At 43.7% G+C, this 17,045-nt stretch carries 18 protein-coding genes and 2 tRNA genes; all 20 read left to right on the top strand.

All coding sequences use genetic code 11. The features are described from left to right. Positions 1-322 (top strand): nickel-responsive transcriptional regulator NikR (gene nikR, locus HY805_07550; GenBank protein ID MBI4824064.1); only part of this gene is annotated, 322 nt, incomplete at its 5' end. Positions 323-350: 28 nt separating this feature from the next. Further along, positions 351-1,028, top strand: a complete 678-nt coding sequence (gene cbiM / locus HY805_07545; GenBank protein ID MBI4824063.1) for a cobalt transporter CbiM — start codon at positions 351-353, stop codon at positions 1,026-1,028. Between the two features lie 32 nt (positions 1,029-1,060). After that, entirely contained in the window at positions 1,061-1,357 is a 297-nt protein-coding gene (locus tag HY805_07540; protein MBI4824062.1) for a cobalamin biosynthesis protein, read from the top strand. Next, positions 1,344-2,165 carry a hypothetical protein gene (locus HY805_07535; GenBank protein ID MBI4824061.1) on the top strand — a complete coding sequence of 274 codons (822 nt, stop codon included), beginning with the start codon at positions 1,344-1,346 and terminating at the stop codon, positions 2,163-2,165. Before HY805_07540 ends, HY805_07535 begins: the two co-directional genes overlap by 14 nt. Then, the gene (locus tag HY805_07530; protein ID MBI4824060.1) at positions 2,162-3,175 is read left to right on the top strand and encodes an ABC transporter ATP-binding protein; all 1,014 of its coding nucleotides are present in this window, start codon (positions 2,162-2,164) and stop codon (positions 3,173-3,175) included. The genes HY805_07535 and HY805_07530 overlap by 4 nt, the downstream gene beginning before the upstream one ends. Before the next feature lie 144 nt (positions 3,176-3,319). Continuing rightward, on the top strand, positions 3,320-3,520 hold the full coding sequence (locus tag HY805_07525; GenBank protein ID MBI4824059.1) for a cold-shock protein: 201 nt from the start codon (positions 3,320-3,322) through the stop codon (positions 3,518-3,520). A 115-nt stretch (positions 3,521-3,635) separates the two neighbouring features. Continuing rightward, the gene (locus tag HY805_07520; GenBank protein MBI4824058.1) at positions 3,636-5,216 is read left to right on the top strand and encodes a DEAD/DEAH box helicase; all 1,581 of its coding nucleotides are present in this window, start codon (positions 3,636-3,638) and stop codon (positions 5,214-5,216) included. Positions 5,217-5,281: 65 nt separating this feature from the next. After that, positions 5,282-5,371 (top strand) — tRNA-Ser (locus tag HY805_07515). A 43-nt stretch (positions 5,372-5,414) separates the two neighbouring features. Beyond that, positions 5,415-5,918 (top strand): DUF2155 domain-containing protein, encoded by a 504-nt coding sequence (locus HY805_07510; protein MBI4824057.1) that lies wholly within the window; start codon positions 5,415-5,417, stop codon positions 5,916-5,918. A gap of 16 nt (positions 5,919-5,934) precedes the next feature. Next, positions 5,935-6,008: transfer RNA gene (locus HY805_07505), tRNA-Arg, on the top strand. 260 nt (positions 6,009-6,268) lie between these two features. Continuing rightward, positions 6,269-6,919, top strand: a complete 651-nt coding sequence (locus HY805_07500) for an adenylate kinase (GenBank protein MBI4824056.1) — start codon at positions 6,269-6,271, stop codon at positions 6,917-6,919. A gap of 25 nt (positions 6,920-6,944) precedes the next feature. Next, positions 6,945-8,219 carry a sulfate adenylyltransferase gene (gene sat, locus HY805_07495; GenBank protein ID MBI4824055.1) on the top strand — a complete coding sequence of 425 codons (1,275 nt, stop codon included), beginning with the start codon at positions 6,945-6,947 and terminating at the stop codon, positions 8,217-8,219. 14 nt (positions 8,220-8,233) lie between these two features. Continuing rightward, positions 8,234-8,539, top strand: coding sequence for a hypothetical protein (locus tag HY805_07490; GenBank protein ID MBI4824054.1), 306 nt, complete (start codon positions 8,234-8,236; stop codon positions 8,537-8,539). A gap of 88 nt (positions 8,540-8,627) precedes the next feature. Then, on the top strand, positions 8,628-9,074 hold the full coding sequence (gene aprB, locus HY805_07485) for an adenylyl-sulfate reductase subunit beta (protein ID MBI4824053.1): 447 nt from the start codon (positions 8,628-8,630) through the stop codon (positions 9,072-9,074). A 16-nt stretch (positions 9,075-9,090) separates the two neighbouring features. Next, a complete protein-coding gene (gene aprA / locus HY805_07480) occupies positions 9,091-11,007 on the top strand; it encodes an adenylyl-sulfate reductase subunit alpha (protein ID MBI4824052.1) in 1,917 nt (638 codons plus the stop codon). A 90-nt stretch (positions 11,008-11,097) separates the two neighbouring features. Then, the gene (locus HY805_07475; protein MBI4824051.1) at positions 11,098-11,886 is read left to right on the top strand and encodes a YkgJ family cysteine cluster protein; all 789 of its coding nucleotides are present in this window, start codon (positions 11,098-11,100) and stop codon (positions 11,884-11,886) included. Positions 11,887-11,908: 22 nt separating this feature from the next. After that, positions 11,909-12,691 (top strand): YkgJ family cysteine cluster protein, encoded by a 783-nt coding sequence (locus HY805_07470; GenBank protein ID MBI4824050.1) that lies wholly within the window; start codon positions 11,909-11,911, stop codon positions 12,689-12,691. Positions 12,692-12,825: 134 nt separating this feature from the next. Then, entirely contained in the window at positions 12,826-14,079 is a 1,254-nt protein-coding gene (locus tag HY805_07465; protein ID MBI4824049.1) for a CoB--CoM heterodisulfide reductase iron-sulfur subunit A family protein, read from the top strand. Between the two features lie 3 nt (positions 14,080-14,082). Beyond that, positions 14,083-16,311, top strand: a complete 2,229-nt coding sequence (locus HY805_07460; protein MBI4824048.1) for an FAD-dependent oxidoreductase — start codon at positions 14,083-14,085, stop codon at positions 16,309-16,311. A 17-nt stretch (positions 16,312-16,328) separates the two neighbouring features. Beyond that, positions 16,329-17,045, top strand: a 717-nt coding sequence (locus tag HY805_07455; protein MBI4824047.1) for a hypothetical protein, incomplete at its 3' end; no start/stop codon positions are given.

Genomic DNA, 17,045 nt, shown 5'->3' with positions numbered 1-17,045 from the left:
GGCAATCAGGGACCTCATAAGGGACAGTCTCGTGAAGGAGGAGTGGAAGGAGAAAGACACCCAGACCGCAGGCACGATTACACTCGTTTACTCCCACGATGTAAGGGAGCTTTCAGACACACTTACAGACCTCCAGCACAGCTTCTATAGGTCAATCGTCTCATCCATGCACATACATCTCGATGAGCATAACTGTATTGAGGTGCTTGTCGTAAAAGGCAAAGCAAAGGATATTAAAAAGATTGCAGACAGGCTTATTGGCACAAGGGGAGTAAAGCACGGAAAGCTCACACTGACAACAACAGGGAAAAACATAAAATAAAAAAGTTGGCATAACAATGAGGTTTTAGATGCATATACCAGATGGATACATTGGACCAATAACATATGCCAGCCTCTGGGCACTAATGGCAGGCATCTGGGCTTATGCAGGAAGGAAGGTCAGACAGAGCCTTAAGGCATCGGAGGTTCCTCTTTTAGCCCTATCAGGTGCATTTAGTTTCGTAATAATGATGTTCAATATCCCCATACCTGCTGGCACAACAGGACACGCAACAGGAGCAACACTCATAGCAATTCTCATTGGCCCATGGCTTTCGGTGATATCAGTCTCCATTGCCCTTATCATACAGGCATTCATTTTCGGAGACGGAGGCATTACAGCTATTGGTGCTAATTGCTTTAATATTGCCTTTATCGGACCTATCGGAGGGTATGTTATCTACAGGCTTATTGTCAGGGGTAAGGATATATCTTTAAGAAGGAGGCTCGTAGGAGGAGGCATTGCTTCTTACATAGGGATAAACCTTTCGGCACTTCTTACAGCCATTGAGCTTGGGATTCAGCCCCTGCTTCATGTTGCAGGCAATGGAAGACCTCTTTATAGCCCTTTTCCACTGAAAGTCACTGTGCCTGTCATAATGCTTGAGCACTTACTCGTCTTTGGTTTTATAGAGGCAGTAGTTACGGTGCTTGTTATCTCGTACCTCGAGAAGTCCCATCCTGAGCTTATAAGGGGTAAAAGGTGAAAAACAGGAATCTCTGGATTGCAATCGCAGTCATGATACTCCTTACGCCAGTTGGCTTGCTTCTGCCTGAGCTCTTCAGGGCAGGTGGTGCATGGGGTGAGTGGGGTGCTGATGAGATAAAGGACATTCTAAGCTATGTGCCTGATGGTATGAAAAAACTTTCTACTTTCTGGAATTCTCCTATATCGGATTATGCCTTTCAGGGATGGCAGAAGGGCATTAAAGTCTATCTCTCTTATATAATTTCAGGCATAATCGGTGTGATTCTGATTATACTTGGCATCTATGGGCTGGGGAAAGTCCTGACAAGGAAAAATGGAAATCCCTGACTGGCTAAAACACAAGCAAGATATAAGGTATGGGGATAGACTCCCAAAAGAGGGGTTTCTCCATAAGACCCTGAAGCATATCCTCTCATTCACAAATGACACTGTTTTTAATAAAGAGGTTTCTGAAAGGAAAGGTTTTCTTCATCGCATAGAGCCAAGATTAAAACTGATATGCTTTAGCTTGCTCATCGTGGGAGTGAGCCTTCAAAGACATCCCGAAGGTATTGGGGTTTTCTTTGCTTTTTTAGTAGCAATTGCCTTTGCCTCCTTCATTCCATTGGGATTGCTTTTTAAAAGGCTTTTGCCTGTTTTTCTCATTACATCCCTTATAGCCCTGCCTGCTATTTTTAACATCTTTGTCGATGGCAGGGGTATTGTTACGGTTTTTAGATTTCAAAACAGTCACAGCATAGGGCATATATATATCCCCCAAAATATAACGATAACCGAGCAGGGAGTAATGAGTGCCCTGACACTTATACTCAGGGTCGTTACCTCTTTGGTTTTGGTGTTTCTTCAGACACTGACAACCCCGCCTGAGAAACTCATAAAAGCAGTCTCGTTTTTTCTTCCGGGTGCTTTTAAATCCATTTTTTCCATAAGCTACCGCTATATATTTTTCCTCATAAAGAGGCTTGAGGAGTTTATCACTGCATACAGGGCAAGAAGCATATCGGGTTCGTCAAAACAAGGTAGGAGATGGGCATCCTTCAGGATTGGCAGTTTGTTTTCAGTAAGCCTGAGGCTCACCAGGGACCTTGAAATGACAATGAAATCCAGAGGAATGAGGTTTGGCTCCAAGGAATGAATGTCTTTGAGGTAAAAAACATCTCCTATTCTTATGGAAACCGTGTAAAGGCTCTCGAGGGTATTTCTTTTGATGTCTCACAGGGAGAAAGCCTCACCTTGATAGGAACGAATGGCTCGGGAAAGACAACCCTGCTATATATCCTGAATGGGCTTTTAGAGCCTTGCCGAGGAGAGGTCTTTGTCTTTGGCACAAGCATTCTTAAGGGCTATCCAGCCTTTTTAAGGCAGAGGGTCTCTTTGCTTTTTCAGAACTCACAGGCACAGCTATTTTCCTTAAGCGTATGGGATGAGATGTGCTTTGGACCACTACAGCTTGGATTTAGCAAAGATGAGATAAAGGAAAAAGTAGAAAGCATTATAGAGATGCTTCATATAGGGCATCTAAGGGACAGAGGCCCGTGGGAGCTAAGCAGTGGCGAGATGAAAAAAGTCGCCCTCGGCACATGCCTTAGCATAAACCCCGATGTCCTACTTTTAGATGAGCCAATAGCAGGGCTTGACCTCAGAAGTCAGGTTGAAATAACAGACATTATCATAAGGCTTAAAGAGGCAGGTAAGGCGATAATCACTGCTACGCACGACCTTCATATAATCGAGGATGTATCTGACAGAACCATTGTGCTTTCAGAAGACCACAGGGTGCTTTGTGAGGGTAATCCGCATGAAGTCCTTAATGACCATGGAAGCCTTCTTAAGGCAAACCTAATCCATAAGCATGCTCACAAGCACACATGGTATGTCCACTCGCATAGCCATCATGGCGTGCATGCTCACGAGCATATACTTCAACCAGAGGAGGTAAAGCCTGTGCCCGAGGATATGGATAAACTCAAAAAGCTCCTTGAGCACTGGGAAAAACATAATATCGAACATGCCAAAACTTACCTTGAATGGGCAGAAAAGGCAGATGAGATGGGCAGGGCTGACCTCGCAAGGATTTTAAGGCAGATAGCAGAAAGAACAGAAGAGCTTAAGGATTTATTCAGACAACCCAAAATTACTGCTTGACTTTTCTGTCCTGAATATGTCAATATTAAAACTGAAAGTTCTGGAGTATTTGTTGTATCAGACCGCAAAGCTTCATGCTCTTGCGGTTTTTTTATGGCTTAACTCCTTAAACTTCTAATATTTTAAGTAAGGAGATAAAACTGTATGGCAAAAGGAACGGTGAAGTGGTTCAACGAGTCCAAGGGTTATGGTTTCATAACCATGGAAGACGGAAAAGATGTTTTTGCACACTATTCTGATATAGCTGGCAATGGGGTTAAGTCCCTTGCAGAAGGCGAATCAGTAACCTGCGATGTCGTAAAAGGCGACAAAGGCTTAAAGGCTGCTAACATCTCAAAGGCGTAACTCAAAAAGGCATGTCCGATTAATCGGACATGCCTTTTCACTTAAGTCATCCTGAATAAAATCAAACCATATCCATAACTTATTTCAAGATGAAAACATATAAGGGAGATTATTAATGTACGAAAAGTTTTATGATTTCGGGCTCTCCGATGAGGTTCTTAAATCTCTGTCGGAAATGGGCTTTGAAGAGCCCACTCAAATACAGAAAATCGCAATCCCTCCGATATTTAAAGGTAAAGACATTATCGGTGTGGCGCAGACAGGAACAGGCAAGACTGCTGCATATGGCATTCCCATAATAGAGAAAGGCATCAGAGGGAAAAACAGGATGCCGGGTTCACTGGTGATAGTCCCTACCCGTGAGCTTGCCATTCAGGTGGCTGAGGAACTAAACAAGATCGGCAAGAATAAGGGTATAAGCTCTATCCCTGTGTATGGCGGACAGTCCATAGAAAGGCAGATTAAAAGCCTTAAGAAGGGAATAGATATTATTGTCGGCACCCCGGGAAGGGTCCTGGACCATATAAGAAGAAAGACCCTTAACCTTTCAGGGGTTGCAACAGTTGTGCTCGATGAGGCTGACGAAATGCTTAACATGGGCTTTATCGAGGATATGCAAACAATACTCAAGGAGACCCCGGAAACCCGACAAACACTTCTTTTCTCGGCAACCATGCCAGAAGAGATTATCCGTATCTCAAAGAACTATATGACTGACCCCAAGAAGGTCCATGTGGACGCAAAAGAACTTGTTGTGGCAAAAATCAAGCAGGTGTTTTACGAGGTGAGGGAGGCTGACAAGCTAAAAGCGCTGACAAGGATTCTCGATGTTCAGGAGCCCTCTTTAATCCTTATCTTCTGCCACACCAAAAGGGATGTAGATGAGCTTTCAGGGAAGCTCCAGCAGATGGGCTATGCTACAGGCGCCATCCATGGAGATTTCACTCAGTCCTTCCGAGAAGAAATGATGGATAAGTTTAAGCGTAGTGTTATAGATATCCTTGTGGCAACCGATGTTGCTGCAAGAGGCCTTGATATCAGCAATGTTACCCATGTCATAAACTACAGCATTCCGCAGAACCCTGACTCCTATATTCACAGGATTGGAAGGACAGGAAGGGCTGGAAAATCAGGCATTGCCATCACATTTGTCACACCGCGTGAATACAGCCAGCTCAAACTCATAGAAAGGACTGCAAGGACTACGATTAATAAGGGCATACTGCCTACGACCTCAGAGGTCAGAATGGCAAAAGAGCGTGAGCTCAAAGAAGAGCTTGAGGAAGTTATAGCAGATGGAAAATACGAAAAACTCTATCCACTCGTGCAGGAACTTTTTGAAAAATACGGGCATGAAAAAGTGGCTGCTGCTGCACTTAGCCTTGCTGTCGGAGACCTTAAGGTTGAAGACATAGAAGAAATAAGGAGTCCCCGTGCCTCAGACATCGGAGGTATGACACGGCTCTTCCTTACCATCGGTAGAAAGGACAAGATTAAGGTAGGAGACATCGTAAAGACTATTGCCGAGAAATCAAGGATACCCGGCAGGCAGATTGGAAACATAGCGCTTTTAGATAATTTCAGCTTTGTAGAGGTCCCTTCAAATCTTGCCGAGCAGGTAATAGGCTCTATAAACGATATGATGATAGGTGGAAGGAAAATAAAAGTCCAGACTGCAAAGAAGAGGACGAGGTAAACAAAGATTTGCCCAAACATTATCTTTACAAATAAATTGGATAATTGCTAAAATATTAACTGCCTGGAGAGGTGGCCGAGTTGGTCTAAGGCAGCCGCCTGCTAAGCGGTTGTGGGGATAAAACCTCACCCAGGGTTCGAATCCCTGCCTCTCCGTTAGGAGAGGCAATATAATAAAGATTAAAAAAGGAGGTTTGTCGTGGGAAAGATTCTAAGTCTGATTGTTTCGATTGCAGTTGTCTTAAGCGTAGTGTCTTGTAAGAAAAAAGAAGAGCCAGCACCTATTGCTCCGGCTACCGAAGGACCAGGGGTAATGATGCCTTCTCAGCCGATGCAGATAGTTGTGCCTGACAATGTAAAGGGTGCATGGTCTTCCGTGAAGATTACCATTGAGGATAAGCCTGCAAAGACCCTCAAGGATGTAATCATTAAGATTGGCAGTGAATACAAAGTGCCAGGCTCGAACCTGAATATTAAAGTCGGTGCATTTCTTCCTGACTTTAAGATGGAGGGTGCTTTTATAACCTCTGCTTCGAACCAGCCAAATCAGCCTGCAGTTGCTGTAAGGGTATTGGATGGCGATAAGCAGATTTTCCCTGAGCCGGGAAAAGACTGGGGCTGGCTTTTTTCTAAGCTTCCTGCAATCCATCCGTTTCAGCACGAAAGATTCATGCTTTCGCTTAAGGAAGGGATAAAAGGCTAACACAGTAACCAATAACGCGCCCATAGCTCAGTCGGATAGAGCGTCGGACTACGAATCCGTAGGTCGGGGGTTCGAATCCTCCTGGGCGCGTTAGAGCAAATCCCAAAAACTTCCCTCAAACCCTACCTGCCAAATGTAATAAAAAATTTTCTTTTAAAATCAAGGTTTTTCTCTGAAATGGGCTGAAAGTGATTATAAGAAAAATTAATATTCTAATTTTAATTTTTATCTTGAAAAACAGACTGCCTAAGCCCTATTATTGTATGCTTAATGTAAATGTAGTCCTTCCGCTTTTTTAGCGAGAACTATATATAGAAAGGTTTTCAATCTTAAATTTTCAAGGGGGCTTTATGAGAATTGTGTTGTTGGGAGCACCAGGGGCTGGAAAGGGAACGCAGGCAAAGCTTTTGATTGAAAAACATAAGATTCCACAGATTTCCACAGGAGATATATTGAGGCAGAATGTGGCAGAAGGCACACCTCTTGGAAAGGAAGCAAAATCCTATATGGACAAAGGAGAGCTTGTGCCTGACAAGGTAGTGCTTGGTCTTGTAGAAGACAGGCTTAAGAAGGATGACTGTAAGAAAGGCTATATATTGGATGGCTTTCCGAGAAACACAGCACAGGCAGAGGCACTTGACGGCATGCTAAAGGCTTTGGGCATGTCTCTTACATCTGCCATAAGCGTTGATGTGCCAAAAGAAGACCTGATGAAGAGGCTTACAGGCAGAAGGACATGCAGAAAATGTAACCAGATGTATAACATCTATTTTTCTTCCCCAAAAAAACAGGACATTTGCGATAAATGCGGAGGCGAGCTCTATCAGAGGGATGACGATAGGGAGGAGACAATCAAGCGGAGACTCAACGAGTACGAGGCAAAGACCGCACCTCTGATTAAATATTATGGAGGGAAGGGGATATTAAAATCAGTTTCAGGCACAGGAAGTATAGATGAGATATTCAACAAGGTCTGTAGTGCATTGGGAGTTAATCCTTAAATCCGATATTAATAAGGAGGTCTAAATGGAGGCTATAGGTCATGGCGGTAAGGAGATTGTAGAAAGGGTTTTACCAAAGGATGCAGCGATTAAAAGAGTCAAGGAGATGAAATCAGCCGGTGTTAAGGAGTTGCCTGTCTCTTTGCAGATTGCTACTGAGGTGATTGACATAGCATATGGCTATTTCACGCCTCTTGAGGGTTTTATGACAAAGGCAGATGTCGAGTCTGTCTGTAAGCACATGAGGCTTTCCGATGGCAAGACTGTATGGAGCATTCCTATTGTTTTGGATATATCGGAGGAGGAGCTGAAGGGAAAGGCTCTAAAGCTTTATGACGAGGTGCTTCTGACCTATAACGGAAACCCCCTCGCCATATTCGACATAACCGACATATTCGCATATGACAAAAAAGAGATAGCGATGCTGGTCTATGGAACCACAGAGGAAAAGCATCCTGGGGTAAAAAGGACCTACAATTATAAGGATAGATTCTTAGGAGGCAAGATTACCCTTCTAAATCCTCCCAAGATAAATCCAGTGTATGAGCCATTTTTCATAACGCCCCTCGAGATGAGAAAGAGGTTTAAGGAAAAAGGCTGGGAGAGGGTTGTTGCACATCAGACAAGGAATGTGCCTCACACAGGGCATGAATGGCTTATGAAGGGTGCATGGCTACAGGCATATGGAGAACTGCCGATAGAGAAGCCTCTTGTTGGGGTTTTAGTGAATGCCATCATAGGAGAAAAGAGGGCAGGGGACTACATTGACGAGGCAATCATCCTAACTCATGATGTGCTGAGGAAGGCAGGGTATTTCGGAGAGCATAACCATATGACATCCCTTACATTCTGGGACATGAGGTATGCAGGCCCGAGGGAGGCAATATTCCATGCAGCCCTCAGGACAAATCTTGGACTGACCCATCATATGTATGGAAGGGACCATGCAGGCGTTGGAACCTATTATGACCCTTATGATGCTCATCGGCTCCTTGCCTCTGTAAAGGATGACTTGAGTATTACTCCAACATACTCTATGAACTGGCTTTACTGCCCTCATTGCGGAGAGGTCACAAACGAGGGTCTGTGCGACCATAAAAAGGAGTGGCAGAAATTCAGCGGCACCCTCATAAGAAGCATAATTATGGACGGGGTAAAGCCTCCGAGGCTTATATTCAGACCAGAGGTCTTCGATGTTATCATGGAGTGTTCAAAGAAATACGGTAACGGCTCTCCATTTGTGACAGAGGAATACCTGAAAAAGAGAACCCCTGTTTTTACGATTGAACCTTTAAAGTAATAAGGAGGATAGATATGACAGAGACATATCCTATTAATGTATGGGTTAACGAAGAAAGATTCGAAAAACTTCAGAAGGCAGGTCTTGCAGACATGACTAAAGAGATGCTGGCAGGGCTGAAGGTTTTAGCGGTTCCCAATACTGCCAAACAAAGAGATGAGGTCCTTAATCTATTTCCTATGGCAAAGTTTGACAGCGCAACAACGAAGAGTATCGAGCTACTTCCAAAGGAGGTGAAGGACCAGATATTCGACATGGTCGTTAAGAAAAAGAGCCTGAATATCATGGATGAATTCATAAAATCAGTGAAGAAAAAATAAACTGAAAGGAGGTAAGTTCCGAACCTTTTAGAGAGATGTTCGTCTGGGTTCAGACAAGCAGAAAAATTATTAAAAAGGAGGTTAGAAGATGCCAAGTTATGTGATTAGCGAAAAATGCGATGGCTGTAAGGCTCAGGATAAGACTGCATGCCAGTATATCTGCCCCAACGACCTGATGGTCCTTGACAGGGAGAAGATGAAGGCATACAATCAGGAGCCTACTTATTGCTGGGAGTGCTACTGTTGTGTAAAGATATGTCCACAGCAGGCTATGGATGTAAGGGGCTATGCAGATTTTATGCCCCTTGGTGCTGCATCAACTCCACTGAGAGGAACAACGGACATCATGTGGACAATCACCTTCAGGGATAAAAGAATCAAGAGGTTTAAGTATGCAACGAGGACTACACCAGAGGGTTCTATAAAGGCACTTGAGGGATTTCCTGAGGCAAAGGTAGCAGATTTAACCAATCAGTTGCTGTTTGGAGAGCCTGACATAATGGGAGTAAAAGAGCTCCCAACAATTAAGAAATAAGAAAGGAGGGATGACAATGAAAGAATTTGCAACAGAAGTTGTTGAAACCGATGTATTGATACTCGGTGGAGGAATGGGAGGTTGTGGTGCTATAGTAGAGGCTGTATACTGGGCAAAGCCACTGGGTTTAAAGATAACCTGGGTAGATAAAGCTGCTGTTGACAGGTCTGGTCCTGTAGCAATGGGACTTTCTGCCATTAATACATATATGGGAATGGATGGAAAGGTAACTGAGAATTCCCGTATGCCGGAAAGGTATGCTGAGTATGTGACGAATGACCAGTGTGGTCTGACAAGACAGGATCTCGTCTATGATATTGGAAGACATGTGGATGGAACAGTCAGACATTTTCAGAAATGGGGACTTCCTATATGGACGGATGATGCAGGGAATTTGAGAAAATCAGGTGAATGGCAGGTGATGATATCAGGTGAGAGTTACAAGATTATTGTGGCAGAGGCAGCAAAGAACGCCCTTGCTACCCTTGGTGATAAAGGACGGCTAATTGAGAGGGTATATATCACACACCTACTGAAGGACGAGAAAGAGCCTAACAGGGTATGTGGTGCAGTCGGTTTTAGCGTTAGGGAAGACAAATTCTATGTGTTTAAGGCAAAGGTAGTTTACTGTGGCATGGGTGGTGCAGTCCATGTATTCAGGCCAAGGTCTCAGGGTGAAGGCTTTGGGAGGTCCTGGATGCCGCCATTCTTAGCAGGCTCGACTTATGCCCTGATTCTCCATGCTGGGGGTGAGCTTACTCAGATGGATGTAACATTTGTCCCTCCGAGGTTCAAGGACTCCTATGGTCCTGTTGGCACATTCTTCCTGCTCTTTAAGACACCTGCAACAGATGCCTATGGTGGGCCATATGTAGGTGCGTACGGGTCAGAGACAGACAAGTGGGCACCCTATTCTAAGGCAAAGCCCTGCCCGACTCCTGTTAGAAACTATGAGATGATACTCTGCACGCAGGAAGGCAAGTCACCTATGCTCATACACACAGAGAAGGTGGTAGAAAGGCTTCAAAAGGAGATAACAGACCCAAAGGAGCTGAAGAAGAAGCTAAAAGAGTATGAATCTGAGGCATGGGAGGACTTCCTTGACATGACAATCGCAGGTGCCACAAACTGGGCTGCACATAATATTGACCCGCTGGAGAAACCAATGGAGCTTGCGTTAGGAGACCCGGTCTTCATAGGTTCACATGCCGGCTCTACGGGTGCATGGGTTTGTGGTGCTGAGGACCTTATGCCAAAAGAATATGCTGATGCATTCCCTGCCAAGTACAACTTAATGACAGGTGTCATGGGTCTATTCACAGCAGGTTGCGGTGTAGGTGCATGTGCCCATAAGTTCTCAAGTGGCTCACATGTGCAGGGAAGGATTGCAGCAAAGTCAGTGGTGAGGTTTGCCAATGACCAGAAGGACTATAAACCAACAGTATCTGATGATACGATAAAGAAACTCAAGGAGATAGTGCTTAGACCACTTGCCCTGTATGAAGAGAAAAGCACATATACAACGAGTGCTGATGTGAATCCTAACTATATCTCCCCGCATAGTTTCCTATTCAGGGTACAGAAGATAATGGGAGAATATGCAGGTGGATGGGAGACATTGTATGGGACATCTGACAAGATGCTGGAGACCGGCCTCTGGAAACTTGCGTTCTGCGGAGAGGATATAGAAAAGATTGCTACTAAGGACCTTCATGGGCTCCTGAGGGCATGGGAGGCAATACACAGATATTGGGTTGCTGAGGCATGCATGAGAACAAGGCAGTCGAGGAAGGAGTCAAGATGGCCTGGATATTACCAAAAGCACGATTATCTTAAACTGGATGAGGGTCAGAAGCACTTTGTAAACTTGAAGTATGATGTGGAGAAGAAGGAATGGAAGGTTATTGAAAGGCCAATGATTCCTATCATCTAAGCTGGTGGTACATGAAGGCATCTATTAGGGGCGACCTTTCAGGTCGCCCCTAATATGTATTAAAATATTTATTTCTATAGAGAATAATTTATGAATAAAGAATATACCGAAAAACAACGAAGGCTCTTTTTGAATGATAAATTCAATTTCTCATGTCATAAAGGGCTTACCTGTTTTAACAGATGCTGTAGTGATATAAATATCTTTCTCACACCATATGATGTCCTAAGGATGAGAAAGGCTACTTGGTTATCCTCTGAAGAGTTCTTAAAGAGTTATACCGTTGCACTCTCAGGAGATGAGGGGTTACCTCTGGTAGTGCTTAAGATGATAGAAGATGAAAATAAAACTTGTCCTTTTGTTACCCCTGATGGGTGTGGTATATACCAGGACAGGCCATGGTCATGCAGGATGTATCCTATATTTCCGGTTTCTTTTAAGGAGGAAGGGTTTTTAATAAAGGAAGATTCCTCATGCCTTGGATTTAAAGAGGAAAAACAATGGACAGTGCAGGAGTGGAAGAAGGATCAGGGAATCGATATCTATGATAAAATGAATGAATCATACAAGGAAATCACCTTCCATGATTATTTTCAGAAGGGGAATAAGCTTGATTCAGGAAGGACAAAGATGCTTTATAATGCCTGTTACAACCTTTATGATTTCAAGAGATTCCTTTTTGAAACCAGGTTTTTTGATATTTATGATGTTGACAAAGAGGTTGTTGAAAAGATAAAAGAAGATGAAGAAGAACTCTTAAATTTTGGTTATAGATGGGTAAGATTTAATTTATTCTCGGAAGATACCTTGAAACTCAAAGATAAGGCATTAGATAAGCTCTTACAGGCAAGAAAGGAAGAATCAGGTCTAAAGACTTGAGTTTAATGGGGAGGATTAAACTATGTTACTGGGTATGAAGTTTGTAGAACCTATTGAGCGCACATTGAATTCTAAATTCAAGTTCAGGTGTCATAAAGATATCGATTGCTTTAATAGATGTTGTAGACTTACAAATATACTTCTAACTCCTTATGACATCTTAAGGATGAAAAAGAGGTTGGGAATTTCTTCGGAAGAATTCCTTAAGGAATACACCTATATTCATATCGATGAAAAGTCTTCGCATCCTTATGCAGTGCTTAAGATGATGGATGATAATGAAGGAAAATGTCCTTTTGTAACACCTGAGGGCTGTAGTATTTATGAAGACCGACCTACTAACTGTCGGTATTATCCTGTCGGTCAAGGTCTCATGGTAAGTGGCTCGGAGAAAAGGTCAGTAAAAAAGGATTTCTATTTCTTTATCAGGGACCCGCAGTGTCTTGGCTATCACGAAGACAAAGAGTGGAGCATTGAAACATGGAGGATTGAGCAGGGAGTTGACCTCTATGATGAGATGAACAGAGAATGGAAGGAGATTCAGTTGAGAAGAGACACCTTAGGGCAACCTAAACTTGACCCGAAGAAGCAGGAACTGATTTATATGGCAAGTTATGATATAGACAAATTTAGAAGATTTATTTTTGAGAGCCGTTTTCTTGATGTTATTGATACTGAAGAAGTCGAAAAAATAAAGGCTGACGAGATTGCGCTGATGAAGTTCGGATTCAGATACTTAAAGTATGTTCTGATGCTTGAGGAAACATTAAAGGTAAAGGAAGAATATATTGACAAAAGTAGCTAATTTTTGTATTAATTAGTAGTCAAAAATTCAAGAGTATTAGTTAATGTGTACTCTATTATAATTCTCATAATACCACATATGAGAGGTTAATAAGGGGTGTGGTGAACACATAACATTGGAGGTTAAATATGGCGATGGAAAAGGTAAAAGGTGTCTTAGTAATCGGAGGAGGCATTAGTGGCTTAACCGCGGCTCTTGAGACCGCAGAGGCAGGCTACGATGTTCACATTGTGGAGAGAAACCCTTATCTTGGAGGAAGGGTTGCACAGCTTAATAAGTATTTCCCAAAACTGTGTCCACCCAACTGTGGTCTTGAGATAAACCTGAGAAGGCTTAAGGAAAACGGAAGGGTTAAGTTTTACACACAGGCTGAGGTTCAGGGGGTTTCAGGCAGTGAAGGGAATTATCAGGTGACAGTGAAGGTTTCACCCCGCTATGTCAATGACAAGTGTGTTGGCTGTAATGCCTGTGCACAGGCATGTCCTTCAGAAAGGCCAAATGAGTTTAATTTCAGCATGGACAAGACAAAGGCTGCATATCTTCCATTTGAGCAGGCATTCCCATTTAAATATGTCATCGATGAAAAATACTGTAAGGCTGACTGCGGAAAGAAGTGCAAGGATGCCTGTAAATACGATGCAGTTGACCTTAATATGAAGCCTGAGACAGTTAACCTTAATGTCAGCTCCATAGTGGTTGCCACTGGCTGGAACCTCTATGATGCTCAGAAAATGGATAACCTTGGCTTTGGAAAGGTAAAAAATGTCATTACAAACATGATGATGGAGAGGCTTGCCTCGCCAAGTGGACCAACAAAAGGCAAAATCCTCAGACCCTCTGACAGCAAGGAGGTTAAAAATATAGCTTTTGTTCAGTGTGCAGGCTCAAGGGACGAAAACCATCTTCCTTATTGCTCCTATATATGCTGTATGGCATCCTTAAAGCAGGCAACATATCTGAGGGAGCAGTATCCTGATTCAAAGGTGAAAATATTCTACATAGACATAAGGACCCCTGGAAGGTATGAGCAGTTTTACTGGAAGGTTAGAGACGATGAAAATGTGACTCTTATAAAGGGGAAGGTTGCAAAGGTAGAGGAGGACTCAAAGACAGGGGATGTCGTCGTTCATGCTGAGGATGTGCTTGCAGGCAAAAAGCTCAAGGAGAGCTTTGACATGGTAGTGCTTGCAGTAGGTATGGAGGCTTCCCTGAAGCAAGTAAAGCTTCCTGAGATGGCATATAACGAGGATGGTTTCTTGCTTCAATCAAAGCTTAAAAAGGGGATTTTCGGTGTTGGAACAGCAAAAAGTCCTGTGGATGTTCAGCGCTCTGTGCAGGATGCAACAGGAGCCGCTTTAAAGACCATACAGACTCTGGTGAGGAGGTAGGCAATGGAGAAAAAATACGGTGTATATATATGCAAAGGCTGTGGCATAGGGGAATCCATCAATATAGAGAAGCTTGTAAAAGACTCGGCAAAGGCCGCAAAACTTACCCCTGAAAAGGTAAAGACACACGATATACTGTGTAATCCAGAAGGCATAGCCCTTATAAACGGAGATATAAAGAACGAGGGCATTAATGCCATAACAGTAGCCGCATGCTCACCGAGGGTCAAGTACGAGGAGTTTGATTTCCCGGGCTGTGTTCTTTCGAGGGCAAATATCAGGGAGCTTGTGGCATGGAGCCAGCCTCAAAATACGGATGACACACAGATGATGGCAAATGATTATGTAAGGATGGCTGTTATTAAAGCACAGAAAGGAGAGCTTCCAGAGCCAAATATATTAGAGAATCTCAGTAAGACAATCCTTGTTATAGGCGGAGGAATTACAGGTCTTACATCTGCTTTGGAGGCCGCAAATGCAGGCTATGATGTGCTCCTTATAGAGAAGGAGGCTGAGCTTGGAGGCTGGGGTGCAAAGCTCTACAAACAGACTCCGAGGGAATACCCATACGATAAGCTCGAGGAGCCTCTTGTTTTTTCAAAGATAAAAGAGGTTCAGACTAATGCAAAGATAAAGGTCTTTACATCCACTGCCATAGAAAAAACAGATGGTCAGCCAGGGCTCTTCGATGTGACCTTAAGGAGAAACGGCACATCAGAGACTATAAAGGCAGGTGCAATAGTTCTTGCAGCTGGATGGAAACCTTATGATGCATCTAAATTAACTCACTTAGGCTATGGACTGCCAAATGTCATAACGAGCATTCAGATGGAAGAGATTGCCAAGAAAGGCAAGATTCTAAGGCCATCGGATGGAAAAGAGGCAAAGAGGGTTGCATTTATTCAATGTGCAGGCTCTCGTGACCCGAATCATCTGCCTTATTGTTCTTCGTTTTGCTGTGCAACATCCCTTAAGCAGGCAAAATATGTAAGAGAAAAAGACAGTGAGTCAATGTCTTATATATTCTATAAAGATATAAGGACACCCGGGCAAACAGAGCTTTTCTACAAGAACATGCAGAACGACCCCGGAGTTCTTCTGACAAAGGCAGATGTAACAGGAATCACACAGGCAAGTAGCGGCAGTCTTTTTGTAGAGGCTGAAAATACTCTTCTTGGTGAAAAGATAAAGGTAGAGGCAGACTTAGTTGTGCTTGCAGTAGGGGTTGTGCCTGCAACCTTAGAGCCTCAGCAGTATCTTGACAGGCTTGCAGAAGAGGGTAAAAAAGGCGATGAGGCAAAGAAAGCATTTATTGAAGGAACACCTAAGCCGGATTTCTTATTAAACCTCACATACAGGCAGGGCCCTGAGATTCCATCTCTTGAGGGCTCATACGGGTTTGCGGATTCCAATTTCATATGCTTTCAGTATGAGACGAGAAGGACAGGCATATATGCCGCAGGCTGTATAAGACAGCCAATGACAATGGCAGATGCCTCTGAGGATGCCGCAGGTGCCAGCCTTAAGGCAATACAGTGTGTTGAGCATGTGGCACAGGGCATAGCAGTTCATCCGAGGGCATGGGATGCAACATTCCCTGACCCGTTCCTTCAGAAATGCACTGCATGCAAAAGGTGCACAGAGGAATGCCCATTTGGTGCAATTGACGAGGACGAAAAGGGAATCCCTTTCTATAAGATCAACCGCTGTAGGAGGTGTGGCACATGCATGGGCGCCTGCCCCGAGCGTATTGTGTCGTTTAAGGACTATCATGTTGACATGATAGGCTCGATGCTCAAGTCAGTGGAGGTTCCTGAGGAAGGACTGAGGGTTATATGTCTTGCATGTGAAAACGATGCCTATCCTGCACTGGATACTGCCGGGATAAAACGCATGCAATTTCATCCGGGGGTAAGGTTCATCCCTGTCAGGTGTCTTGGCTCAACCAACTTAGTATGGGTTGCCGATGCATTCTCAAGAGGTGTGGATGGGCTTTTGCTTTTAGGCTGTAAGTTTGGCGAAAACTACCAGTGCCACTTCATAAAAGGCAGTGAGCTTGCAAGCTACCGCTTCGAAAAGGTTCAGGAGACCCTCGACAGGCTTCAGCTCGAGGCAGACAGATGCCAGATGCTACAGGTGGCAATCTCCGAATACGACAAACTGCCTGAAATGATAAATGAGTTTGCGAAAAAGATTGAGGAAATAGGTCCAAATCCGTTTAAAGGATTTTAGAGGATAATTTGCCATCGGTGAAGGGAGATAAAGGATTGAAATCTGCAAAAAAGATTTTTATATTTTCAGTCTTTTTCTTTTTCTTCCTTGTTTTTCATGGCATTGCCTTTTCCGAGCCTTCCTGCGACCTTGCCATCTCAGGTCCTGATGGGGTTACAAAATCAGGAAGTTATCAATATAGCATTGCTAATGCAAATGGCGATATAATGTGGTGTGTGGAAGGTTCAGGTGTGAGCATTAATGCAAGTGGAGTTGTTAGTCTAAGTAGTTCTGCCTGTGGTGCATTCTCTGTAAGTGCAACTGATTCCTGCGGAGAGGTGAAGAAGGATGTGAGGATTACGAATGCAGGGAAGTGGCAGGCAATAGAAAGTTGTTTTTGTGAGCCTTGTCAATACGGAAGCGGTCGCAGCACTAATATATGTTATAGCGGTAGATTTAAATATGAGGCTACTCATCAAATAAAGGTATATGGCACTATGCAACAGTGTCTTGAACAAACGGCTAATAAATGTAATCCTTTTTGTAGTTCCCCTTGCCACCCAGGGGGTAATTCATGTTATTCGTGTGTCTGGTTGGGATATCCAAGAGTTTGTTTTGATTGTATATATACAGCAGGTATCTATGAATGGATATGCCCGACTCAAAAAGAAAGCGTCAAGGTCTGTGCAGGTGGGTGTGAGGAAGGAGAGACGAGGGCGTGTTATACTGGGCCAGCAGGGACAGCAGGTGTTGGC

Source organism: Nitrospirota bacterium (assembly GCA_016207905.1).
In the GTDB taxonomy this organism is placed as follows: domain Bacteria; phylum Nitrospirota; class Thermodesulfovibrionia; order Thermodesulfovibrionales; family JdFR-86; genus JACQZC01.
The sequence above is the reverse complement of the archived record's forward strand: the minus strand, read 5'-3'. Positions and strand labels throughout refer to the sequence as shown.

Excerpts from the sequence above, each read along its gene's own strand:
- HY805_07525 (MBI4824059.1), top strand. The coding sequence starts at position 3,320 with ATGGCAAAAGGAACGGTGAAGTGGTTCAACGAGTCCAAGGGTTATGGT.
- cbiM (MBI4824063.1), top strand. The coding sequence starts at position 351 with ATGCATATACCAGATGGATACATTGGACCAATAACATATGCCAGCCTC.
- aprB (MBI4824053.1), top strand. The coding sequence starts at position 8,628 with ATGCCAAGTTATGTGATTAGCGAAAAATGCGATGGCTGTAAGGCTCAG.
- HY805_07490 (MBI4824054.1), top strand. The coding sequence starts at position 8,234 with ATGACAGAGACATATCCTATTAATGTATGGGTTAACGAAGAAAGATTC.
- HY805_07475 (MBI4824051.1), top strand. The coding sequence starts at position 11,098 with ATGAATAAAGAATATACCGAAAAACAACGAAGGCTCTTTTTGAATGAT.
- aprA (MBI4824052.1), top strand. The coding sequence starts at position 9,091 with ATGAAAGAATTTGCAACAGAAGTTGTTGAAACCGATGTATTGATACTC.
- HY805_07460 (MBI4824048.1), top strand. The coding sequence starts at position 14,083 with ATGGAGAAAAAATACGGTGTATATATATGCAAAGGCTGTGGCATAGGG.
- HY805_07465 (MBI4824049.1), top strand. The coding sequence starts at position 12,826 with ATGGAAAAGGTAAAAGGTGTCTTAGTAATCGGAGGAGGCATTAGTGGC.
- HY805_07500 (MBI4824056.1), top strand. The coding sequence starts at position 6,269 with ATGAGAATTGTGTTGTTGGGAGCACCAGGGGCTGGAAAGGGAACGCAG.
- HY805_07535 (MBI4824061.1), top strand. The coding sequence starts at position 1,344 with ATGGAAATCCCTGACTGGCTAAAACACAAGCAAGATATAAGGTATGGG.
- HY805_07470 (MBI4824050.1), top strand. The coding sequence starts at position 11,909 with ATGTTACTGGGTATGAAGTTTGTAGAACCTATTGAGCGCACATTGAAT.
- HY805_07520 (MBI4824058.1), top strand. The coding sequence starts at position 3,636 with ATGTACGAAAAGTTTTATGATTTCGGGCTCTCCGATGAGGTTCTTAAA.
- HY805_07530 (MBI4824060.1), top strand. The coding sequence starts at position 2,162 with ATGAATGTCTTTGAGGTAAAAAACATCTCCTATTCTTATGGAAACCGT.
- sat (MBI4824055.1), top strand. The coding sequence starts at position 6,945 with ATGGAGGCTATAGGTCATGGCGGTAAGGAGATTGTAGAAAGGGTTTTA.
- HY805_07540 (MBI4824062.1), top strand. The coding sequence starts at position 1,061 with ATGATACTCCTTACGCCAGTTGGCTTGCTTCTGCCTGAGCTCTTCAGG.